The sequence below is a fragment of the Phormidesmis sp. 146-12 genome, assembly GCF_052939495.1.
This window is the reverse complement of record NZ_JBJPHS010000053.1, coordinates 15,116-39,571: the sequence shown is the minus strand read 5'-3', so window position 1 is coordinate 39,571 and position 24,456 is coordinate 15,116. Positions and strand designations below refer to the sequence as shown.

Annotated in this window: 21 protein-coding genes; 9 read left to right on the top strand and 12 right to left on the bottom strand. The window is 49.3% G+C overall.

The window, feature by feature from the left end:
* Nucleotide 1 precedes the first annotated feature (1 nt).
* The 4 genes from ACKFKF_RS20855 to ACKFKF_RS20840 form a co-directional block, all read right to left on the bottom strand.
* A complete protein-coding gene (locus ACKFKF_RS20855; RefSeq protein WP_446869499.1) occupies nucleotides 2-763 on the bottom strand; it encodes a DUF928 domain-containing protein in 762 nt (253 codons plus the stop codon).
* Between the two features lie 106 nt (nucleotides 764-869).
* Nucleotides 870-2,828: a CHASE2 domain-containing protein gene (locus ACKFKF_RS20850; protein ID WP_446869498.1), complete on the bottom strand. Its 1,959-nt coding sequence runs from the start codon at nucleotides 2,826-2,828 to the stop codon at nucleotides 870-872.
* Nucleotides 2,829-2,852: 24 nt separating this feature from the next.
* On the bottom strand, nucleotides 2,853-3,521 hold the full coding sequence (locus ACKFKF_RS20845) for a response regulator (RefSeq protein ID WP_446869497.1): 669 nt from the start codon (nucleotides 3,519-3,521) through the stop codon (nucleotides 2,853-2,855).
* Between the two features lie 286 nt (nucleotides 3,522-3,807).
* Complete coding sequence (locus ACKFKF_RS20840) at nucleotides 3,808-4,707, bottom strand: LysR substrate-binding domain-containing protein (protein WP_446869496.1); 900 nt, start codon at nucleotides 4,705-4,707, stop codon at nucleotides 3,808-3,810.
* A gap of 125 nt (nucleotides 4,708-4,832) precedes the next feature.
* On the opposite strand from ACKFKF_RS20840, the gene ACKFKF_RS20835 reads away from it, so the two are divergent.
* Both ACKFKF_RS20835 and ACKFKF_RS20830 read left to right on the top strand, forming a co-directional pair.
* Nucleotides 4,833-5,486, top strand: a complete 654-nt coding sequence (locus tag ACKFKF_RS20835) for a cysteine hydrolase (RefSeq protein WP_446869495.1) — start codon at nucleotides 4,833-4,835, stop codon at nucleotides 5,484-5,486.
* 28 nt (nucleotides 5,487-5,514) lie between these two features.
* The gene (locus ACKFKF_RS20830) at nucleotides 5,515-6,384 is read left to right on the top strand and encodes an SDR family oxidoreductase (protein ID WP_446869494.1); all 870 of its coding nucleotides are present in this window, start codon (nucleotides 5,515-5,517) and stop codon (nucleotides 6,382-6,384) included.
* Nucleotides 6,385-6,562: 178 nt separating this feature from the next.
* Here ACKFKF_RS20830 and ACKFKF_RS20825 read toward each other — a convergent pair whose 3' ends face one another.
* Together ACKFKF_RS20825 and ACKFKF_RS20820 are read right to left on the bottom strand one after the other, a co-directional pair.
* Entirely contained in the window at nucleotides 6,563-7,288 is a 726-nt protein-coding gene (locus tag ACKFKF_RS20825; RefSeq protein WP_446869493.1) for a Uma2 family endonuclease, read from the bottom strand.
* A complete protein-coding gene (locus tag ACKFKF_RS20820) occupies nucleotides 7,257-7,493 on the bottom strand; it encodes a hypothetical protein (protein ID WP_446869492.1) in 237 nt (78 codons plus the stop codon). The genes ACKFKF_RS20825 and ACKFKF_RS20820 overlap by 32 nt, the downstream gene beginning before the upstream one ends.
* Before the next feature lie 242 nt (nucleotides 7,494-7,735).
* Between ACKFKF_RS20820 and ACKFKF_RS20815 the strand changes: the two genes are divergently transcribed.
* The 4 genes from ACKFKF_RS20815 to glnT all read left to right on the top strand — a co-directional run bounded on the left by ACKFKF_RS20815 (nucleotide 7,736) and on the right by glnT (nucleotide 12,162).
* Nucleotides 7,736-7,954 (top strand): hypothetical protein, encoded by a 219-nt coding sequence (locus ACKFKF_RS20815; RefSeq protein WP_446869491.1) that lies wholly within the window; start codon nucleotides 7,736-7,738, stop codon nucleotides 7,952-7,954.
* A 151-nt stretch (nucleotides 7,955-8,105) separates the two neighbouring features.
* Nucleotides 8,106-8,912, top strand: a complete 807-nt coding sequence (locus tag ACKFKF_RS20810; protein ID WP_446869490.1) for a HEAT repeat domain-containing protein — start codon at nucleotides 8,106-8,108, stop codon at nucleotides 8,910-8,912.
* A 992-nt stretch (nucleotides 8,913-9,904) separates the two neighbouring features.
* On the top strand, nucleotides 9,905-10,621 hold the full coding sequence (locus tag ACKFKF_RS20805) for an SDR family oxidoreductase (protein WP_446869488.1): 717 nt from the start codon (nucleotides 9,905-9,907) through the stop codon (nucleotides 10,619-10,621).
* 182 nt (nucleotides 10,622-10,803) lie between these two features.
* Nucleotides 10,804-12,162: a type III glutamate--ammonia ligase gene (glnT, locus tag ACKFKF_RS20800; RefSeq protein ID WP_446869487.1), complete on the top strand. Its 1,359-nt coding sequence runs from the start codon at nucleotides 10,804-10,806 to the stop codon at nucleotides 12,160-12,162.
* A gap of 174 nt (nucleotides 12,163-12,336) precedes the next feature.
* On the opposite strand, the gene ACKFKF_RS20795 is transcribed toward glnT, so the two are convergent.
* A complete protein-coding gene (locus ACKFKF_RS20795; RefSeq protein ID WP_446869511.1) occupies nucleotides 12,337-12,597 on the bottom strand; it encodes a hypothetical protein in 261 nt (86 codons plus the stop codon).
* On the opposite strand from ACKFKF_RS20795, the gene ACKFKF_RS20790 reads away from it, so the two are divergent.
* The 3 genes from ACKFKF_RS20790 to ACKFKF_RS20780 all read left to right on the top strand — a co-directional run bounded on the left by ACKFKF_RS20790 (nucleotide 12,564) and on the right by ACKFKF_RS20780 (nucleotide 17,050).
* Complete coding sequence (locus ACKFKF_RS20790) at nucleotides 12,564-12,866, top strand: zinc ribbon domain-containing protein (RefSeq protein ID WP_446869485.1); 303 nt, start codon at nucleotides 12,564-12,566, stop codon at nucleotides 12,864-12,866. The genes ACKFKF_RS20795 and ACKFKF_RS20790 overlap by 34 nt on opposite strands.
* Before the next feature lie 96 nt (nucleotides 12,867-12,962).
* Nucleotides 12,963-15,455 (top strand): O-antigen ligase family protein, encoded by a 2,493-nt coding sequence (locus tag ACKFKF_RS20785; protein ID WP_446869483.1) that lies wholly within the window; start codon nucleotides 12,963-12,965, stop codon nucleotides 15,453-15,455.
* A gap of 44 nt (nucleotides 15,456-15,499) precedes the next feature.
* Nucleotides 15,500-17,050 carry an FkbM family methyltransferase gene (locus ACKFKF_RS20780; protein WP_446869482.1) on the top strand — a complete coding sequence of 517 codons (1,551 nt, stop codon included), beginning with the start codon at nucleotides 15,500-15,502 and terminating at the stop codon, nucleotides 17,048-17,050.
* 376 nt (nucleotides 17,051-17,426) lie between these two features.
* On the opposite strand, the gene opcA is transcribed toward ACKFKF_RS20780, so the two are convergent.
* The 5 genes from opcA to ACKFKF_RS20755 all read right to left on the bottom strand — a co-directional run bounded on the left by opcA (nucleotide 17,427) and on the right by ACKFKF_RS20755 (nucleotide 24,117).
* Nucleotides 17,427-18,809: a glucose-6-phosphate dehydrogenase assembly protein OpcA gene (gene opcA, locus ACKFKF_RS20775; RefSeq protein ID WP_446869481.1), complete on the bottom strand. Its 1,383-nt coding sequence runs from the start codon at nucleotides 18,807-18,809 to the stop codon at nucleotides 17,427-17,429.
* 131 nt (nucleotides 18,810-18,940) lie between these two features.
* Nucleotides 18,941-20,470: a glucose-6-phosphate dehydrogenase gene (zwf, locus tag ACKFKF_RS20770; RefSeq protein WP_446869479.1), complete on the bottom strand. Its 1,530-nt coding sequence runs from the start codon at nucleotides 20,468-20,470 to the stop codon at nucleotides 18,941-18,943.
* Nucleotides 20,471-20,667: 197 nt separating this feature from the next.
* On the bottom strand, nucleotides 20,668-21,816 hold the full coding sequence (gene tal, locus ACKFKF_RS20765; RefSeq protein ID WP_446869478.1) for a transaldolase: 1,149 nt from the start codon (nucleotides 21,814-21,816) through the stop codon (nucleotides 20,668-20,670).
* A 74-nt stretch (nucleotides 21,817-21,890) separates the two neighbouring features.
* Entirely contained in the window at nucleotides 21,891-22,976 is a 1,086-nt protein-coding gene (gene fbp / locus ACKFKF_RS20760) for a class 1 fructose-bisphosphatase (protein ID WP_446869477.1), read from the bottom strand.
* Between the two features lie 199 nt (nucleotides 22,977-23,175).
* On the bottom strand, nucleotides 23,176-24,117 hold the full coding sequence (locus ACKFKF_RS20755; RefSeq protein ID WP_446869475.1) for a cation diffusion facilitator family transporter: 942 nt from the start codon (nucleotides 24,115-24,117) through the stop codon (nucleotides 23,176-23,178).
* Between the last annotated feature and the right edge of the window lie 339 nt (nucleotides 24,118-24,456).

Sequence of the window (24,456 nt, the reverse complement as noted above, 5' to 3'; positions counted from 1 at the left end):
GTCATTGCTGTTTGCGCTGCTTTGCAGATAGTGTAAGGGTTGCTTCAATCTGCTTTAGTTGATCGCTCCACTCCTTCCAGGTTTGCGCTTCCGAACTTGCAAGCGAATTTAGCAGATCTGAGATGGCCACCTGATTTTGAGGATTTCTGCGGGCTTCTGCCAGCGCGTCATACCACAGACCTGACTCAGCATACAGGTTGATCCGCTGTTGAGGCGTTTGAGTCGTCGTGAGTTGAGTTTGCAGGGCAGCACTGGGTTTGATGACTGCAATCTCTGCCGTTGCCACCACACTCATCGAGGGTGCTTTTGGGTTGCACACTAAGACGACTTGCCAGACATAAGATTGTCCAGTCGCCAACCCTGGCTGAGTTTGAGGCAACGAAACCTGCATAATTCCAGGCTGACTCTGCATCTCAGTGGTATGGAGCCTTTGACCCGTCGCTGTAAACAGTCGAAATTGCAGCGGGTAGGACTGGCGATCGGGCACAAACCAGACAAAGGTAGGATGCTGAGAAGTCGTTTGCCCAATATGACTGAGCGGTGCGAGTGGAGTCAATCCAACCTCTGGGCGGCGGTCACTGCGCGGATTTCCACTAGAATCACAACTACCTCCACGAGTGGTATTCGTGCCAGTCCCTCTGGGTGTGGAAGGCGTTTTAGGGGGACGATATTTTGCGATGGCTACTGGCGCAACCCAGAGCAACAGACCAAACACAAAACTAGCTATCAGGGCATGAGTTCGAGTTTTCAATAAGTTAGTCATAGCGTGAGTCCCCCTATGATTGCTTTCTACAATAGGTGGAAATGGATAAGCTGACCAGGAGACTACCTGTAAGCTTTGATTGCGGGAAAGTGCAATGTTTGGGTCATTACCAAAACCACCTCTGGTTAGCTGACCATACTAACTCACACACTGTTCCTTTCGGTTGGTTTGGATAGCGCCGAAACTTCCCGCCAAGTTGTTTTGCCAGATTGTTTGCTAGTTGGGTTCCTAGTCCCGAAGTTTGGTGTTTGGGGGGTTCTGATACATCCAGATCACCGGAATGATTCATTCCATTATCGATGACTCGAATGATCTGCTGGTTTTCTTCTTGAGTACAAATAACGGTGAGGCGAGTGGCTCCTGTCGCATGTTTTCCCACGTTGTAGAGGGCCTCTTCGAGAAAGCGGCACAGTCCTCGTTTGTATTCTAGTCGCAGGTTGCGAGTGTTCAGCGGATCGAATTGGACAATTTTGGATTTGAGTGGTTTGAGGTGAGGGAGTTCTTGTTCTAAGGTGTTGCAGTAGACTTTGTAGAGCAACTCATGTAGCGGAGCTTGTAGGGCAAGTTCGATCGCGCTTCCTAACTGCAAGTGAGGCTTGGTATCAATTGTCTCTCGCTGCACTGAGCCATAAATCGCTCGTAGTTCCTGGCTCAAGCGCTGCAAGTCTGGCAGAAAGGGCGGTGGTGTTTCTTGAGATTGAGCCGTTCTGAGAATCTGAACCAACGTTTGCAAGGGGCCGCTATGAATGGCATTAAAGGTCTGTTCAATCACAAACTGACGCTCCTCCAGTCGCAGTTGCAGTTCTTGTTCACGATGGTAAACCAGGGCTGCGGTTAAGCCAGTTCCATTGAGTACCAGGATCAGGAACACTGGAACGATCGGCACCCACCACCCTAAAATAATTAGCCCGTAGCTGATTCCAATCAAACTACTACAGAGAATGATTAGCCCAAAAAGGATTTTCCAGGGCGATCCTTCGGAGCTTCGCGGAGCGAATCGCAATAGCCGTCCTAGACTCATGCCTAACAATCCCCATGCCACAATCCACCCTAGTTCCCATCCCGTTGCCCAAACCTGAAGTAGCGATCGCTGATCCAGCACTGCACTGAGGATTTGACTGATTGCATGGGCTTGCATTTCAACCCCGTAAACTCGCCCTGGATTGATACCTGCGGTTCCTTCGGAGTTGCGCTCTGCGCTCAACGCACCCGAACTTGCTAGATCTTTGGCACTCAAAGACATCACACCCACAAGCACAATCTTGCCCCGCAGCCACTCTCGATTGACTCCCGACTGAATCTGGGCAAGAGACAATACCCGAAACGGCGTTGCTCCACTGCGAACATTGAGCATAATCTGATTGCCGCCTGCATCGGTGTTGACATATCCGCCAAAATTGGGCTGCACTCTCGTTAGTTCAACTTGACCCAATCGCATGGCATCGGGGTCACGCATTCCATTCTCTAGCTCAATTCCCTGGGCAGCAAGATATTGCTCTGCAAGGCGAATGGTGAAGGAAAAGCGATAGTCTTGCTGTAAGTTATGAGTGCCCAACAAACTACGGCGCTGAAAGCCATCGGCATCTAATACAGCATCGGCAAAGCCTACTTGTTCGGAGGGTAGAGTAGGCGGCGGTGCGACAGTGAAACCACTGCGATCGGGCAGAGCGATCTCGACTCCAATCACGTTTTTGTGGGTGCGAAACACCGATGATAATGCGGCATGACCGGGTTCGACGGGCACATCTCGCACAATATCTAGTCCGATCGCCCTGGGTTGGTAAGTTTGTAATCGCTGGATTAAATCGGCAAGGACGCGATCAGGAATCGGGTAGGTGCGAGTGCGCTGAATGTCTTCCTCAGTGATGCCCACAATCACAATGCGATCGTCTTGCGGTTCGGGTGGACGCAGCCGGAGAAATTTGTCCAACGTGACTAGTTCCAAAAACTGAAGCGACCCTGTTAGCCGAGCCAGGATTACCCCAACGATTACCACAAGCCCTGGTAGCACTCCTCGCCACCAATAGCTTGCCTCAGTTTTGATTTCACCAAAGAGCTTGGACATGTATTTGAACCCAATTTAGAATTCTTAATCCAGAAGTCCTTCTTCTCGTGCCCGCAACTCGGTTTGAATTCTCAGGTTCTTATTGTCATGTGGATACACCTCCAACACATCTCGAATCTTTGTCCAATAGTATTGCACTGTTCGTTCTGAGACATTCATGCGTTTGGCGATCGCGGTATCTTGCAAGCCTTCCTGAAATGCCAACTGTAGTACTTGCATCCAACCCGGTTTAAGTTGTACGCCGTTGCGGATTTCTTTGGGCGTATAGGTTCGCTCTCGTAGTGCCCAATCGACCATTGTTAGCATATCCTTCGCGGGTTGGCTTTTATCAACGACCGTGAATCCGCCCAAGTGACTGTCGATCGATGGTTTGAGCCAGACCAGTGTCCGAACGTGGGCGCTTTGTACCACAAGGTTCAGATGGGGATATTGTTCCATTAAAGTTTTGAGCAGTTGAAGTCCGGAGTTTGCCTGGGCAATGTCTCCGATCGTGTCTGGCATGACTAGATCTACAATCACCAGATCAGGGTGAGTTTGTTCGACCTGCCGTAGAGCTTCCTGCGCGGTCGAAGCGGTGAAGATTTCCGCCTCTGGATATTCCTGCCGTAAGATGCCAAGGGTGCCACCTAACACAAGGGCATGGTCATCCACCACTAAAAAAGTTTGTTTCTCTGTCTGAGGGATTTGGGTCATGGTCAGCGACAAGCGGGGACTAGTGCAGTTCAACGTGCAACTTCGTAGGAACAAGCTATCTTCCTACAATAGGCGAATCCTTTCGATCGCGCACTGCGTTTGTCAGTCAAATCAGGTTGTGGAGACGCGCCGTTAAGTTTGCGATAAAGCGCAATCGAGTCTGCTCGATGTCTGCAAGATCTTCAAGAATCCCACTGTTGCAACAAAGAGTTTGAGGAAGAAAAGAGGTTGAGGAAGAAATGTTAGGCACGATCGCGACTGAGCCGAGACAATTCACTCAGACAATTCACTCAAGGGACTTTCCTGCAACAAAATCTAGAAAAGCACGAACTTTTGAGGATAGATAAAGGGAGTTGGGACAAGTAACATAGAGCGTTTTTTCCTTTGCTCCCCATGTCGGCAGAATTCGGGTGAGCTTGCCTGCTTCTAGTGCTTCTATCAGAATGGTTTCTGGCAAGTATGCAATTCCTGCTCCGGCGATCGCTGCCTGTCTTGCCAAAATTAAATCATTGACCACCAATTTTCCTGACACTTTCACGGTTTCAATCGTTTTGCTTGAGTTGATGAATTGCCAGTTTGCATGATTAAGCTGCGATCGAGAAGACAACACCAGACAGCAATGTTGGATTAAATCTTGTGGAACTTTCGGCTCTCCAAACTGCTGTAAATAACTTGGGCTGGCACAAACCCAATAAGCAACCTGCTTTACCGCCTTTTGGACTTCCTGAAAAGATTCACTCAGATCAGCCTGCCACCGAAAAGCAACATCAAGGCCCTCAGTCTTGAGATCAAGGTTCTGATTACTCAGCAAGACCTCAATCTCAACCTGATCATACTGCTGCAAAAATTCAGCTACCCACTCGCCCAAAACGGTCATTCCAAAGATCAAAGGAGCCGTAATTCTCAAGGTTCCCTGCGGCTTAACCTGTAATGAGGCAATGGCTTGATCTGCCTCTACAATTTCACTTAAAGCATTGCGACAGCGTTGAAAGTAAAGGTTTCCAGCTTCTGTCAAATACAGCTTGCGAGTCGTGCGATGGATGAGTTCTATCCCCAAACTTGCTTCTAGCACAGCGACTTTGCGGCTCACGGTTGCTTTGGGTAGTCCTAATTCTCGCGCCGCTTGGGAAAAGCTACGACATTCCATAACTTTGACAAAAATAGATACGGCATTCAGGTCTGGCATCGGCAAGATTGTTCCACCCAAGAAACAATGTGTTTCATATTAGCAGTCTAGTCATCCTGATGGAGCGATCTTATACTGCTAACGAAGAACAGAACTGATGCTGAAAACTGATAAAAAGAGTCAGTATGGAACAGATTTTTGGGCTAAACATTCCGCAAACGCTGCAAGAAGCGTGTCATCCTCAGCGAGTCGCTTTGCTGGTCTATGACATGCAGATCGGCATTCTCAATCAACTTCCTCAAGAACGCGCACAAAGCATTACTACTCAAGTGCTTACTGTGTTAAATGCAGCTCGCGCGGCTGGAATTCGCATCTTTTTTAGCCGTCATTTGTCGTTACCCATTGAGGCAGCAGGAGTGTCTCAACTGCGATCGGCGATGGCATGGCAGCGTGTCACTCATGTTCAAGAAGTCAAGCCCTGGTTTCTTAGAGATGCGCCAGGATTCCAACTGATTCCAGAACTCTCACCCCAGCCGTCTGAAGTCATCTTTGACAAAATCACGATGTCAGCCTTTGAGAGCACATTTTTGAGTCTGGCGCTGCGAGATTGTGGCATCAATGCAGTGATGATCGTGGGCATTGCTATGGAAGTTGGGATTGAACCTACTGTCCGCCACGGATCTGATCTCGGTTTTATTCCAATCATTGTGAGAGATGCGTGCGGAGCGGGTGATGAAGTCGCAGCTCAACGGTCTTTAGCCAGCCTTGAATTTGCGGGAGATGCCTGGATCACAGATGTTGCAACTATAGGCAGCATTCTTAAGCAGCACTCATTCTAAAAATTTCCTGACTTATAGGAGAACTCTGATGACAATCTTAGTCACTGGCGCAACCGGAAATATTGGCGGTGAAGTCGTTCAGGCTTTGCTCAAACACAACACTACCATTCGAGGATTGGTGCGCGACCCGCAAAAAGCCTCAAATCTTGTTAAATCAGGAATAGAACTCGCGATCGGTGACCTATCCCAGCCCGAAACCTTGAATGCAGCTTTGCAAGACATCGAAACCGCATTTTTGGTGTTGCCTAATCTGTTAAATCAAGTCGAGCTTGAGTGTGCATTCATTGATGCGGCAAAACGGGCAGGCATCCGGCGGATTGTCAAACTTTCTGTGATGGAAGCAGGCGAAATCCTTAGTACCTTTCAGCAATGGCATCGTCAGATTGAAGAACATTTAGAGCAGTCAGGCATTGCCTGGACACACCTTCGTCCAAATATGTTGATGCAAAATATGCGTTGGTTTTCTCAAACAATTGCCCAAACTGGCTGTCTCTATAATTGCGTTGGCAACACCAAAATCTCTCATGTAGATGCGCGGGATGTGGCAGCGGTCGCAGCAGTCTGTCTAACAGAAGCAGGACATGAAAACCAGAGCTATGTATTGACGGGTGAGCAAGCGATCGCCTTCGACGAGATTGCGGATATTTTTGCAGAAGCACTGGGGCGGACTGTCCAATATGTTGATCTTCTACCCGCAGACCTGAAAGCTGCTCGACTCGCAAATGGAGAACCAGAATGGTATCTGGACGCTGAGTTAGAGCTATTTGCGGCTTGGAGGCGAGGTGTAGGGTCTGCGGTAACTAGTACTGTTTCCGACCTAACATATCATCCCGCGACGACTTACAAAGAATTTGCTCAATACTATGCTCAAACCCAGTTCAACTTCGATTCCAGGTGATTTGCACTCGATCGCTAGATTTCCTGCACGAATCATAGATGCCCTCCGACTGCTCTTGCGAAGCTAACATTAATCGCCAGGTATTCTTCTCGTTAAACTCAAAACTTGGCAGCACAGTTTGAATCTCCGATCGAGTCAGAGAAGTAGGGTGCGGAGTCATCTTTAACGCGAAAGTTGCTCATTGTTGGTTAGGTTGACGAACTTGAGTTCTGAGGTCTCGAAGCATTTGGCTGGTTCCCTGATCGATTGCGCGTTGTACGAGTTGCGGGATGAGCATTGTGATGGGCAAATCGGGAAAGGTGAGGCTGTTGGAAGATTCAATGTAGCTGTCTCCGTCGAGCAGGTTGATTTTTAGCGTTTGATTGCGGTAGATCCAAATTTCAGGAACGCGCATGGCTTGATAAGCTCTGACGGTTGTAATTGAGGTGACATCGGATTCGATCGCAAGGTCGGGCGGTGGGTAACTATCTAAGTCTAGATTGGTGCAGCCTCTGACTTGATCGACGTTTTGAATGTAGAGACAGGTATCGGGTTCAACGCCTGCGACTTCAGGACGCTTAAGGGTGGTGGAGCCGAAATCTTCCCAGTCGCGTCCCTGAATATCTAGAAGTACTTTGATGATGTCGGCAATGATGCGGTGAGGGCGTTCGTGAAGAGCTAGCGGGGACATGATTTCTAGAGTGCCTTGATAGTAGGCGATGCGGGTGTTGCGCTTCTCACCTAGTTCAGCAAGGAGCGTTTCAAAGTCTTGCCAAGAGAGGTTGTGAATGCTGACTGTGCTGCCAGGGGCAAGTTCGATCTCTTTGATTGGAATAGCAAGTGTCATGGTGTCAACTCGTTTTCTCAAGGTGGGAATGCTATCTGTGATGAGATCAGCGATCGCGCAAACTACTCCAAATTTCATCAGGATTGAGCTTGATGCCTTCTGCCTGCATCTCGGCGCGGAGGCGTTCGACACTTTCCCAGAAATTTGATTTGGGTGTAGGAGGTTGATGGCGTTCGATTTCGTGTTCGATCGCTTGAATGAGAAAGGATTGCAGGTTTTCGGGATTGCCTGCGATTGCTTGGGCTAAGAGTTTGGGGGGAAGTTGAAGAGTGATGGGTCGCATAAGTTGTCGTCAGAAGTTATGTGGGATAGCGACTTTGCCTTGAATCGGTGAAATATTGGAGTCGTCCTCAATTTCCAGTGTAGTGCTGACTTCAGTTTTGATGAGAAAAGGGGGCTAATAGAAGCCTGCAAGGTTGAGCAACGGAGAAATAACGACCAATTTCACGACGACTATGGGAAAAGAAGAGATCACTGGGATTGAGTCGGATGCCGAAGCTTTGTCGAAGATCAGTGAGTGTTAGAGTGCAATCAATTAGTAGTGCAATTAGACCACATGCCCAGGTCGATCGCCTCACTCCTGCATTGCCAGAGAAAGCCTTTCAGGGTGAACTTGTGCCGCAAGACCCAAATGATGAACCTGCATCAGTTTTGCTAGAACGGATTCGGAGCGAACTCACGGCAACCAAAGCTAAGAAGCGCGATCGGGGCAGTGCGTCTCCACTGTTTCCAAACCTTCCATAGCCCCAGTTGTTATGCTTACTCGAAAGGAAACCTAGCCCTCACAGTTCCCCTTCATTTTGAAACCGCGAGCTTTCTTGTCCAAAGTCTAGAGTTCAAGGTTCAAGCTCAAATTCACGCTAAAATCCTTTCACAGTCCACCTTCATTGTTTGTATGTCTGACATTCCTCCTGGCGAACAACTAACCCCCGCTCAAGCTGTTATTAACTTGCGATCGCCTGACCTGGGTTTGCGCGTTTATGCGGCCTGGTGGTTGGGTAAGTTTCGGGTGGAGGAGCCAGGAGCAGTAGACGCTTTGATCGAGGCGCTAGAAGATGAAGCCGATCGCACCGAGGCAGGAGGCTATCCCCTGAGACGCAATGCAGCGAGAGCTTTAGGAAAATTGGGTGACCAACGCGCCGTTTCTGCCTTGATTCAAAGTTTGGCTTCTACTGATTTTTATGTTCGAGAAGCCGCTGCACAATCGTTAGAAATGTTGGGTGATGGGCGCAGTATTCCAACTTTAATTCAGTTGCTCAAGAATGAAATTTTGGGGACGGAGCCTTCCCCGGTTAGACCTGACTATCCGCAACCTTATGACGCAATCTTGGAAGCATTGGGGACACTGGGCGCGATCGAAGCAATCCCTCTCATTCATCCCTTTCTAGAACATTCTGTTGACCGCGTTCGCTATTCGGCGGCTCGGGCCCTTTACCAATTGACTCACGAAAATCAGTATGGCGATCGGTTGGTCACGGCGCTCAAAGGGGCAGATTTACAGCTTCGTCGATCGGCACTGGCAGACTTGGGAGCAATTGGCTATCTTCCGGCAGCAGACGCGATCGCGCAAACTCTGGCCGAAAATAGTCTAAAACTCATCGCTCTCAAAGGTTTACTCGAACATCAGGTGCGTGAAAGTGGGCTTCCCAACTTGTCAGAAGGAGCTATTCACGTCATGACCTTGATGGATTCACTACTCTAAAGCTGTCCAAAAGTAGCGTATTTGAAGAGGTTAATAAGAGGAGGCTTTGAGGGTGGAACTTCTGCGGGTTACGCAAGAGTTCAATCACACTTAATCTTCTCAAGACTGGCTTCTACAGGTGCTTCCACGAATTCAAATCTTGCTGAGAATTTAGCTTGGACTAAAATTGGACTAAAAATTAGGGCTGTTTTTCAATGTGAGATTGCTTGATACTGGAAACTTTTCCTTGAAAAGGATGGGTCAAGTGCGATCGCTCCCCTCAACATTCAGCCTCACTCAACACACTCTAACAGGGGCTAACCAATCCATCGCTTTAATTTTTTTGAGATTAGAAGGTCGGCGATCGCTGCAAATCACCCCGCACTTTTCTCAATTTCCCCTCTAAAATCTTTTGTCTCTAAAGTCTCATTTGAGACTCACCTTAAGTCCAATTTTAAGTCTCATACTAGATAAGTGAGATAAATATTTTCGTTCAGGCAGACCAAACGTTGGTGAAGCGATCGGAAATAACCCAGTTCTGTTTATTCCATTCAAACTAATTGAGTACAAGCTCGACCTGACCTTTTGTAACTAAGATTTGTTTGTCCCTAGTATCTCATATGAGACTTATTATAAGTCCAATACTAAGTCTTAGATTAGATATAAGAGACAGACGATTTGACCTCGATCTACCTTCAGCACAACTGGAATTGGTTATCTCACATTCTTGTCTGAGACTCACTATGAGTCCAAACTCAAGTCTTGAATTAGACAAATGTGAGCGATGCTATTTCCCATCGTGTCAACGAGACGGACTCATCACAAGAATTTAGAAATCGAAATCGACGATCGGACAAGCTGAGAATGACGATCGGAGTTGTGTTCTATCCATCTGCAAACGCTTTAGAAATAGAAGACACTGTGACCCGATAGCCCGTTTTGCCAAAGCCTTTAACGATCCAATTCAAAACACCCCTTTCCTCAACGCTCATCGCTTATGGAACTCCTTTTGATTGGCGGCGATCGCACTCCCGCAACCTCCCACAAAACTACCCGTCTCATCGATCCAGCCACCGGAGAACCCTGGACAGAAGTCGCAGCCTGGCATTGGTCGCGAATCAGCGCTGTTATTTGCCCAACAAGGAGCCGTCGTCGTTTGCGATCTCAACGAAACCTCCGCAGCCGAAACCGCTACCCTGATCAAAGCCACAGGCGGCGAAGCAAAATCAGTGCGATCGGATGTCTCCAAAGCCGCCGATGTCCAGGCAATGATCGCCACCGCCGAAGCCCACTACGGACGATTAAACATTCTCTTCAACAATGCTGGCATTTTTCACCCTCAAGACGGCTCTGTTTTAGAAACCGAAGAAGACGTGTGGGATCTAACCCTGAACGTCAATCTCAAAGGCGTATTTCTCGGCTGCAAATATGGAATTCCAGCCTTACAGAGAGCAGGCGGCGGTTCAATCATCAACACCGCATCTTTTGTCGCCCTCATGGGAGCAGCCACCCCCCAAATCGCCTACACAGCCAGCAAAGGCGGCGTTCTTTCTCTGACCCGCGAGATAGCGATCGAGTTCGCCCGCCAAAACATTCGCGTCAATGCCCTCTGTCCCGGCCCCGTCGAAACACCCCTACTCAACGAACTGCTTTCAGACCCCGATCGCCGTCAGCGTCGCCTAGTTCACATCCCCCCCCGGACGCTTCGCCAAACCCCAAGAGATGCGTAGGTTCAAATAAGCGCATTTTGCATAAAAATTGGTGCGTTCCTCACAGCTCAACACAGACTACGATTTATTCAATTTGTAGTCGATCGACGTTTGAGAAAACAATCCCTTCAGCATTGCCAGACCTATTGTAACCAGCGTTCATCTCACCAATCACCTCACTGATCATATACCCTTCCAAACCTATGAGCCACGACTCTAATTTAGAACGACAGCAACTAAAAACCACCCTCGAAAAACAAGGCGTAAAGTATGCGATCGCCAGCTTTGTCGATATTCATGGCATGTGCAAAGCCAAAATGGTGCCACTAACCCACTTCGACCAGATGATGCAGGGTTCAGAATTATTTACAGGAGCCGCATTAGACGGCGTTCCGCAAGCTGTAAACGATGAAGAAGTCGCCGCAATGCCCGACCCCGCAAGCGCCACCATTCTCCCCTGGAACTCAGAAATGGCCTGGTTCGCCAGCGATTTATACCTACAGGGCAAACCCTTTGAAGCCTGTTGTCGCAGCATCCTCAAATCCGTTTTACAACAAGCCGCAGACAAAGGGTTTCAGTTTAATCTCGGCATCGAAACAGAATTCTTTATCCTCAAAGACGAACCCGGAAAAGCCATTCCCGTCAGCGATCGAGACATCCTCGACAAACCTTGTTACGACCTGCAAGGACTACTCGACAACTACACCTGGGTCGATGAAATTGTACAAGCCATGAATCATCTCGGTTGGGATGTGTACTCCTTTGACCACGAAGACGGCAACGGTCAATTTGAAACCGATTTTGCCTACGCAGACGCACTCACCATGTCCGATCGCCTCACCTTCTTTCGCGTGATGGTCAAAGAAATCGCCCGCAAGCATGGCTACTTTGCCACCTTTATGCCCAAACCATTCGCCAATCGCACAGGCAGCGGGGCCCATTACAATATGTCGCTGGCAGACCTCAAAACCGGAGAAAACTTATTTAGCGATCGTCAAGATTCCCGCCACTGTGGATTATCAAAATTAGGCTATCAATTCATCGCAGGCGTACTCCGTCATGCGCCCGCCATTTGTGCCGTCATCGCGCCCACCGTCAACAGCTACAAACGCCTAATCGCACGAGGCAGCATGTCAGGCTTTACCTGGGCACCCATCTACATCTGCTACGGCAACAACAACCGAACCAGCATGCTACGCATCCCACTAGGTGGAGGACGAGTAGAATGCCGCGCCGCCGACATCTCAAGCAATCCATACCTGGGAGCGGCCATGATTCTCGCAGCCGGATTAGAAGGCATTCAAGAAGACTTAGACCCCGGTGAACCCCACACCGAAAACATGTACACCTACACACCAGCAGAACTCGCCAACATGGGAATTAAAACACTCCCGCGAACGCTAGGAGAAGCGATCGAAGCCTTTGCGATCGATCCCCTCAGTCAATCCGTTATGGGATCACTAATGCATAAAACCTACATCGATTTCAAAACACAAGAATGGTTTGAGTATCACAATCACGTATCCGACTGGGAAACCCAACGCTATCTAAAGTTCTTCTAATACCAAATTCACTAGTTACTGATACAGATCCTCGCCCCCTAAATCCCCCATTTTGGGGGACTTTGAAACGGCTTCCCTGATAGGTTTTTTTCAAATCTGAGAGATAGAAATCGGTTAATTAACTGATTTTTTATGAGTATCATTTGTTGGTTGATTTGGTATAAACCAGATAACTCAAGCAATCTTCCAAAAAGAGCGATGCCACACCAGAGCATCCAGTCTAGGTCTGTAGCCTTCCTGATTAGGCAAAAGAATAGCTTCTCCATCAAATGCTCTTAGCGATCGCGTATTCTCCAAAGCGTCTTCATGAACGCGATCGGGCGGAACTACAATTCTGTAACGATCGCTAATGCCAAACCAACCTCGATCAAAAGCCCAATGATGATTTTTGCAGACGGGATTTGCTACTAGATGCCAAAACCGATCGCCCCTCAAATGAAAGAAAACTCATCATCGTAGACCGCTGGTTTCCATCGAGTAAAGCTTGCTCGAATTGTGGAGCCAAAAAAGAAGCACTCACCCTCTCTGAGCGCATGTTCACCTGTGAGCATTGCAGATTCAGTCTTGACCGAGATTTGAATGCGGCAATCAATTTGAAAAACGCGGGAAGCCATCCCGTGTCAGCCTGTGGATCGGGTGAAGCCGACTTCTCCGAGTTGAAGCAGGAAGATTTCAGTTTGTTAGCAAACGTTAGTAAATTATGAGCGGTACAAAGTAAAGAGTGTTATCGTGCTGATCCGCAATTCCCTTAGCCCCACCGCCTCCAACTTCGCTTTTCCCTTTCATCCCTCATCCCTCCCATGTCCGACCTTCCTCTCCTAGCTCTACTCGTTGCTCTTTTCTATGGTGCTTTTACGCTGTTGCCAGATAGCCATAGTTTGATGGTGTCGTGGCCGTGGGTGTTTGTTTGGCAGATTGGGCTGCTGTGTGCGGTGTTGTGGCTGTTGGGGTTGGTCTGGAGTCACAAAGGGCTACATGGGCTGGGGAATAGGCTGGATTATCTGGTAGGAGTGACGATCGTTGGCCTCATTCTCTCCTCCACATTGGCAGAGTTTCCCAATCAGGCGCGGTGGTATGCGTGGGCGGCGCTTTGTTTCATCGCGGCACTTTACGCCCTCAACGATTGGTTAAAAACACCTCAGCGACGGTTGAATCTTCTAATCGGTCAAGGTTATTTGAATCTAGCCTTTATTACTCTGAGTTTGGGGTTGTGGATCAGTCAAACCCTGATGCCAGAATTGGAGCGATTGCAGGAAATTGGACAACAGTTTGGGGTGAGTTTGCCCTTTGATTTTTCTGACATTCAGCTTCGTAATTGGGCCCCGATCGGACACCAAAACTACGTGGCGGGCTATCTGATGCTGGCGATTCCGCTGCTTGTTGGGTTGTGTTTCGCTCAAACGGGCTGGCGGCGTTGGTTGTGGGGTGCTGGTGTTGGGTTGGGTTTGATTGATCTGTATACGACGAGTTCGAGAGGCGGCTTGTTGGGGTTGGCGGTGGCGCTGGTGGCTGGATTCGCAGTACTGATTTGGCAAAGTCAACTTCCGCGTCGCTGGCTGGTCTTCTCTGGTGTGGGACTGTTGGCAGTTGTGGCGATCGCTGCCTTCACGAATCCCCGACTGCGATCGCTCCTCTCTGGCACCAACGTCTCTGGAGAACTCGCGTATCGTCTGATTTCAGCAACCACAGGCTGGCAAATGGGCATCACACATCCCCTGACGGGAGTTGGACTGGGCGGAGAACTGCTGCTGTTTCAGAAATATCGTCCCTTTTGGGCGGGTCGAGAAGCTGAGATGATTTTCCAACTCCACAGCACTCCGATTCAGCTTTGGGCAAACCTCGGTATCTGGGGAATCTTGCCGCTGTTGGGAGCGATCGTTCTCCTCCCGTCTCTCGCCCTCCGTTGGCAAAAGTCAACCCAAAAAGACGACGCGCTGAATCCTATTCTAATCGGCAGTCTTTTAGCAGGATTGTTAGCCTACAGCGTCCAAAGCCTCACCGACTACCAGCTTGACAATGTTTGCATTAGCGGAACCCTGGTAATTTTTCTAGCAGTTCTCGCCTCCCAATTCCGCCCCGCCTCCCGCCTCCCGCCTCCCGCCTCACCCCTCACCCGGCTTCTCCCGATCGCAGGTCTCTCAATCGTGGCCGCGATCGCGGTTTCCCTAATTCCCATTCATCGCGCCTGGATGCTCTCTAGTCAAGGGTTTGCTGCTCTGGGCCAGCTAGAAGACGCAAAAACGCCGCAAGCACGACAAGACAGCCTCAACACCTTTGAGCAACAGTTAACTCAAGCACAAACCTTAGCTCCCTGGGAGCCGTACTACGCTTATCAATTGGGCTGGACGCTCGGAGACTTGGGCTTGAGAACAGAAGATCGCGCCCTGGTCGATCGAGCCATTCCTCAACTGATCAAAGGCAACCAAGCCGCCCCTTATCAAGAATTTGGGCAGACCAATCTCGGCTGGCTATTGTTAAATCGAGACGCAAAAAGTGCAGTGCAGGCATTTGGGCGATCGGCGCAGTTGATACCCGCAAAACGAGGCACATTCTATAGTTTGGGCTTTGGCTTGTTGGGAGTCAAACCCGATTTAGCAGTTAAAGCGATCGTGCTAGAACTCCTCCGCGACCCAATTCTAGTCAGCAGTCCAGTCTGGAAAACGCCCCAACTGCAACCCGTTTACACTCAAGCGCTCAAACAGTTAGAAACGCAGTACAACACGCTGCTACAAAAGCATTCTCAACCAGGAATTTTTAACACTCATTTGCACAACAGTCGAGGCCTATTGTATTGGTGGACAGGAAATTTGACCGCCGCCCGATCAGACTTGCAACCCTATGGCAATGATGTGAGCCGCACCATTCTCGACCTGGCACAAGGAAAATCGGTAGATCTGCAAAAGATTCAAAATACGGCAGGAGGACTGACGATCGCCGCCTGGCTCAACCCGCCTCAACGATTGGAATTGCTGCAAAAAGCCTGGATTACCGAAAATCGCACCGCTCCGCCTCCAGAAATCATTCAACAACTGGCAGACAGCATGGCAACCTCCACCAGTCTTGACCAATGGATCAAGCAGAATGCACCGTCTAGAGAGGTGCGGCGATCGCGTCCGGGGTTCAATATTCTGAGTCGTCATGTCGATGGGCCAGTTCCCAAAGACTTTCTCACGACTTCTGAAAACATCGCGCTCAACAATTTACTCAAAGAACTGCTGCCGTCTCAAATTTACTTTCCTGAGTTGGACTCGGCTTTGCAGGGCGATCGAGATGCTTTACTCAAGCAGTTATAAACTGCACAAATACTCATTCATTGTTTCTAATTTTTCTTAAAGTAATGACCCAATCTGCTAAAATTTACGCGCATTTTCTGCAAACAAATCAAGTCTCTCTCACCCTAGACGTTCAATTTCGATTGACTCAACTTTTAGAAACAACCAACTGGGATGATCCTCAATCTGCTTTAGACTGTAGCAACGTCGCGGTGACTGCTTTAATTGAAGCTGACCAATGCTCGGACTTATCTAGGCGAACGTTTTATCTAGAAACTGCCCTAAATTTATTGAACGATCGAGTCAGTGATCATCCACTCTGTGTTGCACATTTGGCACTCATTCAAAGTCTAATTGGCAACGCCGACGCTGCGATGGAATTGGCTTTTCCAGCATTTATTAACCTACTTCAAGCGGCTGATCTGATAGACGAACCTTCAGGCTTAATTTACTTACCGATCGCTCCTCTGGCATCGACCCGCGATCGAGCTTCAAAACTTGAACAAATTTTGCATCTTGAGAATGCTTATGGTCAGGCGCTTATGGTGTTATGTGAAGTGATGGGGCGGTCGCAACTTGTTTTTTACAACACTTTAGGATTACGGTTTCTCACATTGACGGCTCAACTTTTTCCTCAATCAGCATTCACCTATTTACAATTAGGAATTTCGAGTTTATCAAATCAGCAGGTTGAAGGGTTATTGTATCTTCATCGAGCCAGACAAATTGATCCAACCAATGCGTTAATTTTGCAATCTTTGTATTTGGTTTATCGCGATTTAAAGCAGCTAGAAACGGCAAAATTCTGGTTATGTGCGGCTCAAAATGTAGCTCAAAAAGAGCCTGATTCTATCAGTTGGAACTGGAGTAAAGGTGCCATTGACGACCCAATCACTTACACGCTTTTTGAAGGTGAACTAATAGCAATTGAGGCAACGTTTCGCAGCATTGTCACTCGTGTTTTGATTGCAGAAGGAGATTGGTTTGAGAAAGAGATGGAGTTTTGGCGCAACTCGATTCAAGCAGGAATGACGGTAATTGATGTAGGCGCAAATGTCGGACTGTATACCTTTAGCGCTGCGCGGCGAGTCGGTAAAACGGGTAAAGTCTTAGCTGTTGAGCCATTCTCAGGTTGTGTTCGCTGCCTCCAAGAAACCTGTCAAATCAATCAATTTTCTCAGGTAAAAATCTGTGCAGGAGCCGCCAGCGATCGCACCGGAAAAGCAAATCTTCTCATCAAGTCAGCCAGCGAAATGAACGAATTGACCATCAGTGCTGAAGGCAAAAATGCTGAATCGGTCGATTGTTTTACCCTAGACAGTCTAATTCAATCAGAACAGCTCGATCGCGTTGACTTTCTCAAAATTGATGCTGAAGGTCATGAAGTCCAGGTGTTGTTGGGCAGCGATCGCCTGTTGTCAGAGTTTGCACCTGTGATTTTGTATGAAAACATTGCAGGCAGCAAAGGGAGTAATCTTCCGGTAGCCGAATTGCTGATCTCAAAGGGTTATCAGTTGTTTCGCTATCAGCCTTTTTTGCAAAATTTGGTGCCGATCGCCACTCTCGAAGCCTTACACGGACTCAATATAATCGCGCTACCTGCAACCAAGTGCTAACCAAACGCAAGTTTGATGAACTTCTCCGCTTCGCTCTCAGATCCGGAGACGCCCCCTAGATCCCCCATTCTGGGGAACTTTGAGATCAAAAAAATTCTGGAATTCAAAACGCAGTTTGAGCTTCCAAGTCCCCCAAATTTGAGGGATTTAGAGGGCTGCAACCCATTAAAACGAAGCCAAAATCAACTGATCAAGCATATTTAGAAATTTCAGGTTAATAAGCTCGCGTTCCTTAGCATCCCGTTCTACACCCTCTAAAACGCCTCACTGTACAGTTTCATCATGTCCGTTTTTAGTCTTTCTTAAGTCTTGCCAAATCAAAAATTCCCAACTCTTTTGCGAAATTGGGAATCTAAAATAACTCGATCGCGCTAAGCTAACTGGCAGACAACTTCAACACTTTTGCAGCGATCGCCAGACTCTCTTCATATAAAGCATCGCGTCCCAAGCGCTGTAGTTGCTCACTGAGAAGAGTTTCAGCCTTTTGATCGTCGAGTGATGTCACTTGATTGATGCGGCAAGATTGGGCCCCACCGCCCGCTTCCATTCGCATACAGCCCGTCGTCTCAGAACAGAGAACCGTGCAGCAATCAGCGTGAAGATTCGTCGAAGTCAGTTTGATGCTGACCAGATCTCCAGCCACATCACCCGAATCTGCGGTCGGAATGCCTGCCAACTCCACTTCGATCGCTCGACCATTCGCCCCAACCAGGTGAACGCGCTCCAGATCGTAAATGTCGCCTTCTTTGTGACGAGAGACGGGTTCCCATCTGAGACGACTGGCCAGCCAGCCCAAAAACATCATCGCCTGAGTCGGATTGCCTTTTTCGTAATCAATGACGACGCGATCGACTTCCCATACAGCGGCTCGTCGCTCTGGCTGGTCAAAGGCTTCAGCCGATAACTCTTGCCAGGCAGACAATCGTCGCCAGTTCAAATCAGCAATCTGAACGCCATCTTCGATCAGGCTAGCCAGCTTGAGCAGATCGCCCTCTGGGTCAGCCTTAAAGCGACTAGAATCAACAATGACCGCATTGCACACCCGATAGAGGTGCGAGAACAAAGGCAAATCGAGATTGGGAGTCGCCTTCCACCACAAAAAGCGGGGCAACTCGCTAATCAACAGCGACGAAACCATTGTGCTGATACGATCGAGCGCCGACTCCGTACCCTTGAGCGTGATGTATTCGCCACACACTAAAGCACTGCGACTCTGCTTGTTAATTGGACAGTAAGCAGACACTTGAGCCGTCACGCCTTCATCCTCACCCACGATCGGAAAGAGGGAAATAATCCGACAGGGATTTTGACTGGCGATCGCGTCGGCAATGCCTGCCCCTTCAGCATCAGGAGTGTATTGGGGAGCGCTATCGCCTTCAGTCTTTAGCGGAAGCTGACCTTTCTGTTTTGCCAGTGCCATCCGCAGCTTTTCGAGTAGCGTTGGCGTAGATTTGCCGTCTACGGGTAGGCCAAACTCTGCTTGAGCCGCCCGAATCGCTGCTTGAGTCCGTGGGCCGTCAATGCCGTCGATCGGGCCCGTATAGAAGCCCAACGTCGCCAACATTTGCTGAGTTTCCTCCGGCTCATAGACAATCAGCGTAAAGGTCGAAGCTCTCGTAGCGGCCAGCGCCGAGCCATCACTCGCAACACTATAACTTTGCCAAATACTCGAAAGCTCTGCCTCAATCTCACTGATCGAGACATCTTTGGGAGCCTGGAGCGGCTGAAGGGGGACGACGGGTGCAGATTTAGGAGACATAAGAGGGATGAGGGATGAGGGATGAAGGATGAAAAGGGAAAGGATCAGGGTTGAGGGGCGAAAGATGAAACCTTGGTAGGCGAGAAGGCTCACCCAAACATTCATCCCTCATCTCTCCTCCCTCATCCCTTCTAAAGTCTTCGCCAGCGCCGACCATCTCGATCGATCATCTGTTCGGCCGCTGAGGGTTCCCAGGTGCCCGCTTCGTATTGAGGAATGGTGGCAGGGTCGGTGGGCGATTCCCAGGCAGAGAGGGCGGGGGTGACGACTCGCCAGGCGGCTTCTACTTCGTCGGCACGGGTGAATAGGGTTTGATCGCCCATCATGCAGTCTAGCAAGAGTCGATCGTAGGCTTCGCCGCCTGTCACGCCAAATGAGGAACCGTAGCTAAAGTCCATTTCGACCGATCGACTTCTCAAATCTGCACCGGGCATCTTCACTTCAAACCGTATCGCAATGCCTTCATTGGGCTGCATTCTCAGCGTGAGAACGTTAGCGTTGGCTTGCTTGGCCGCAGATTGAAAGATCAGATAAGGCACATCGCGAAACTGGATGGAGATTTCTGACACTTTTTTAGGTAGACGCTTCCCCGTTCTCAGATAAAACGGAACGCCCTGCCAGCGCCAGTTGTCGATCGCCAGCTTCATCGCCACATAAGTAGGAGTCGTCGATTGAGGACTCACGCCAGGTTCGTCTCGATAGCCCGGAACCTGCTTGCCTTTCATCCAGCCTGCTTTGTACTGACCTCTGACTGCTGAATATTCTAGGTTGTTGACATCGGCGAGGTGTGTTGCCTGGATGACTTTTACCTTTTCGGTACGAATGCTGTCGGCATCCAGGGAGTTGGGTGGCTCCATTGCGGTCAGACAAAATAGCTGCATCAGGTGGTTTTGCACCATGTCTCGCAGCGCGCCCGAAGATTCGTAATAGCCCGCTCGATCTTCGACACCAACCGTTTCAGCCACCGTAATCTGAACGTGATCGATAAACTGACGGTTCCATAATGGCTCAAAGATCGCGTTGGCAAACCGAAAGATCAGCAGATTTTGAACGGTTTCTTTGCCCAAATAATGATCGATCCGATAGACCTGTTCTTCTTTACAAACTTCGGTGACGACCCGGTTCAACGCTTGAGCAGAACTGAGATCGCGACCAAAGGGTTTCTCAATGACCAGGCGCGTTTTACGGGGATCATCCAACATTCCAGCCGCCCCCAGTTGTCTGATCGCTTCTGGAAAGAACTTGGGAGCCACCGCTAGATAAAAGACTCGATTGCCTCTGGTGCCGCGAATCTGGTCAATTTCTGCGAGCCGTGCTTTGAGTTTTTGGTAGCCTTCGGGATTGTCAATGTCACCCGGACAATAAAACAACCCTTGAGCAAAGTCGTTCCAAATCGCATCTGACCCAACGCCATCCGAAAATTCTTCGATGCCTTCTCGCATCTGTTCGCGGAAGAAATCATCGCTCCACTCCCGACGAGCCACCCCGACGATCGTGATCTCCGGTGGCAGTTGTCGTTCACGCTTCATCTTATAGAGCGCTGGCACCAGTTTGCGTTTGGTCAAATCTCCAGATGCGCCAAAAAAGACAATAATATTGGGTTCTGGAATGCGCTGCTGCTGTAGACCAACACGAAGCGGATTTTCGAGCAAAGTAACCATAGGCGGGGGCTAAATGAGGGATGAAGGATGAGGAATGAAACGAGTGCGTGGGTCAGGGGCAAAAATTTCGGGGTCGGTCTCAAACTCTTTAATCAGCGTCAAAGCTCAAGAGAAAGGTAGGACGGGAAGAGAGATTTAGTCTGAACGAAACAATAGCGTCTTATTCATCCCTCCTCCCTCTTCCCTCATCCCTTCTTCTACGAGACTGTCGCGAGTCGATCGACCTTTTCTTGCAGCGAACTCATCAGTGACTCAAAGGGTTGGACAAATTTGTCGATGCCTTCTGAGAGGAGTTCTTCCATGACTTCGGTCAAATTGATGTCGATGTCGGAGTCTTTGAGGCTGTTGATCAATTCGTAAGCCTCTTCGACACCCGTTTCGATGCGGGAAGCTACATCACAGTGATCGACGCAGGCCTCGATCGTAGCAGGTGGCAACGTGTTGACTGTATCAGGGCCAACTAATTCATCGACATACATGACATCGCTGTAGTTGGGGTTTTTGGTGCCTGTGCTGGCCCAGAGGAGTCTCTGAACGTTGGCTCCTTTTTCTTTGAGCGCTAACCAACGGGGATCAGCAATGATCTTTTTGTACTCTTGATAAGCGATTTTGGCATTGGCGATCGCAATCTTACCTTTGAGGGCGTTCAGTTTGGCTTCTTCGGCGATGTCATCGACCCCTTTTTTCAAGAGTTCATCAACTCGCTCGTCAATTTTGATGTCGATGCGGCTGAGAAAGAAGCTGGCAACGGAGGCAATTTTGCTGATATCTTCACCGCTGGCGGCCCGCTTCTCCAGTCCTCGAATGTAAGCCCAAGCGGTATTAATGTAGCTTTGCACCGAGAATAGCAGCGTCACGTTGACATTCACGCCTTCGCTGATCATCTGTTCGACAGCGGGCAACCCTGCGGACGTTCCTGGGATTTTGATCATCACATTAGGGCGACCAATTTCTCGGTGATAGCGACGCGCTTCTGAAATGGTGGATTCTGTGTCGTCGGCGATGTTGGGCGGCACTTCGATGCTGATGTAGCCATCCAATCCACCCGATTCTTCATACACAGGTAAGAAAATATCGCAGGCGTTGCGAATGTCGTCAAAAATCAGAGATTCGTAGATTTCTAATAGCGATTTTCCGGCTCTGATCCCCGCCTCAATGTCAGCGTCGTAGATTTTGTTGCCGTTGATGGCTTTTTCAAAAATGGCTGGGTTTGAAGTGACCCCGCGCAGCCCTTGAGTTTCGACCATCTGCTTGAGTTCACCTGACTGAACCAAGTCACGGGTCAAATTATCCATCCAGATACTTTGCCCATAGTCTTTGATTTCTAGAAGGTGGTTCGTTGTCATTAGATTGCTCCTAATCGGTACAGGTTTGAGTTTTGAGGTTCGAGAGTTGACTCTCAAATAGAGTTCAAAACGGTTTATCGCTTGACCATTAGCACTTCTTGATCTCTGGCTCCCTCTTGAATGAAAGATTCGACCAGCGCCACGTCTTCTTTGCTGCCAATGATCAACGGGGTTCTAGCGTGCAGCTTTTCAGGGATCGCATCCAGAATGTCTTGAGTCCCGGTAGTCGCCCGACCGCCCGCTTGCTCGATCAAAAACGCCATCGGTGCAGATTCGTAGAGCAGCCGCAGCTTGCCTTCTGGTTTTTTCACGGTTCCGGGATACAGAAAAACGCCGCCCTGAAACAAAATGCGGTGAAAGTCGCCGACCATCGCGCCTCCATAGCGGGCCGTGTATCCCTCGTGGCGATGCACATAGCGAATGTAGTTGCGAATGGACTCGTCCCATTGCCAAAAGTTGCCCTCGTTGACGCTGTAGACCGGCCCATGCTCAGGAGTCTGAATATTTTCGTTTGACAAAATAAACTCGCCCAAACTGGGATCAAGGGTGAATGCATGAACGCCTTTGCCGATCGAATACACCAGCATCGTACTCGGCCCATAGAGGATATACCCTGCGGCGATTTGTTTTCGTCCGCTTTGTAGCAGATCTTGAGCGGTGCCATCTGCGTCTTCGCCTTCTTGCTGACGAATCGAGAAAATCGACCCCACATTGATATTGATGTCTACATTAGAGGAGCCGTCGATCGGGTCGTACAACAAGGTATATCGGCCCACTGGGCAGTTTTCCGGAATGTAGTAAGGATCGTCCATTTCCTCAGAAGCGAGGCGGCACACTAAACCACTTTGCTTAAAGACGGAGATAAACACCTCATTGGCAAACACATCCATCTTTTTGACGGATTCGCCCTGCACATTGACATCGCCTGTAAAGCCCAAAACGCCCTCCATCAATCCGGCCCGGCTGAGACGACGAGCGATCAACTTTCCGGCGAGCGCAATGCGATTCATTAAGGCGCTGAGATCTTGAGCGTCCGGTGAAAAGCTTTGCAGTTGTTCTAGGACGTGACGAGAAAGGGTGGTGCAGTCGCGGTCAAGCGCGTAATCACGACCTGGAGGGTGTTCGCTCTGCAAATTGATGGATGGGTCAGCGTCGGTCATGATTCTTCTCCTCCCTGAGTTTGAAAATCCACTGAGGCTGTTTGTAGAGCACGAATCGCCTGAGTGCCCTTGCTTCTATCTTAGGAAGGCATTTCAAGAACGGGGTCTAACTTTAGATCAACTATAGAAATGATCCAAGTTTGGGTATTCTCTAAGACATTCTGCTGAAGGTTTAGCAAAGGGGATCGAGTCGATCGCCCTATTGGTTCCAATCGAGTTCGCGGCTGGGCGATTGGGTTCCGGCAAAGTCAGATGGCTCGTCGCGATCGCTTTCTAGCTGTACGACAACTTGTACGGGGCCGTAGTGATCTCGAATGGTGGCTTCGATCTGTTCGATAATCCACTGGCTCAGTCCAGCAAACTCAGGATGCAGTACGAGACGCATCTCGATCAACACCTGCCGACCCACGATCCCCCGCGAATGAATCTGGTAACAGTGGGTCACGCCTTGAATTTCGCGCACCAGTTGAGAAATGGCTTCGGGCGCGATCGCCGTCTGTCGGATCATCAAAGGCAGTTGCCAATTAAGGACACGCCAACAACTCAGGACGGCAGTAATAATCAGGGCGATCGCCAACAGGGGATCAAGCCAACGGTATCCTTTGAGAATGCCAAGCAGTCCGCCGAGCAGGATTAGGGTCAGCCATGCATCTTGCAAAATCTGGTTGGCATTGACTCGCAGGGCTGTACTTTCGAGGGACTTAGCCAAATATTTCTCAAAGACGGCTAATCCTAAACTCGCTGCAAAAGCGATCGCCAGCAGCCCAATCAACGGGACGGTCATCTGGACAGGCAGCACTGCGGTCAAATTGGGAGCCGCATCTAATTGTTGAAGCGATAATCCCAAAATGCTAAAGCAGGCAAAGCCCAAAAAACTGACTAACAAAAGCGTCAGGGTGGTTTCGAGGCGGCCATGTCCCCACACTTCTCGTCCTGAGATGCGATAAGGCGAAGAAACTGCGATCAGGCTGAGAACCGTGCTAAAGCTGTCAATCACGGTATGAAGCGACTCGGCTAACAGACTGAGCGATCGCGTAGCCCAACCTGCCCAGACTTTGACCGCCAAAACGAGCAGTGTCAGCCAGAGCGTCACAAACAAAACTTGACGACTCACCCCACGGGGGTTTTTTACTTCAGCCATAACCCCCAACCTATCACGGAATTTAGTTTCAGAGATAGTTATGTTTTTTGAAGAAAGAGAGACCTTAGACTAGAGACTTTGGGCTAGAGACGCGAAACCGATGATTAATACCCAATCAAGAAGAAAGAGAGACCTTAGACTAGAGACTTTGGGCTAGAGACGTGAAACCGATGATTAATACCCAATCAATTGGTTAGTGCTACAGATCCTTCGCCCCCTAAATCCCCCATTCTGGGGGACTTTGAGAATCCGAGACTTCTTTGGCTTGAAGTCCTCCACAAGTGGGAGATTTAGGTTGCTCTCCAAGACCTGTAGGACTCAAAGATCAATTTTGTATAA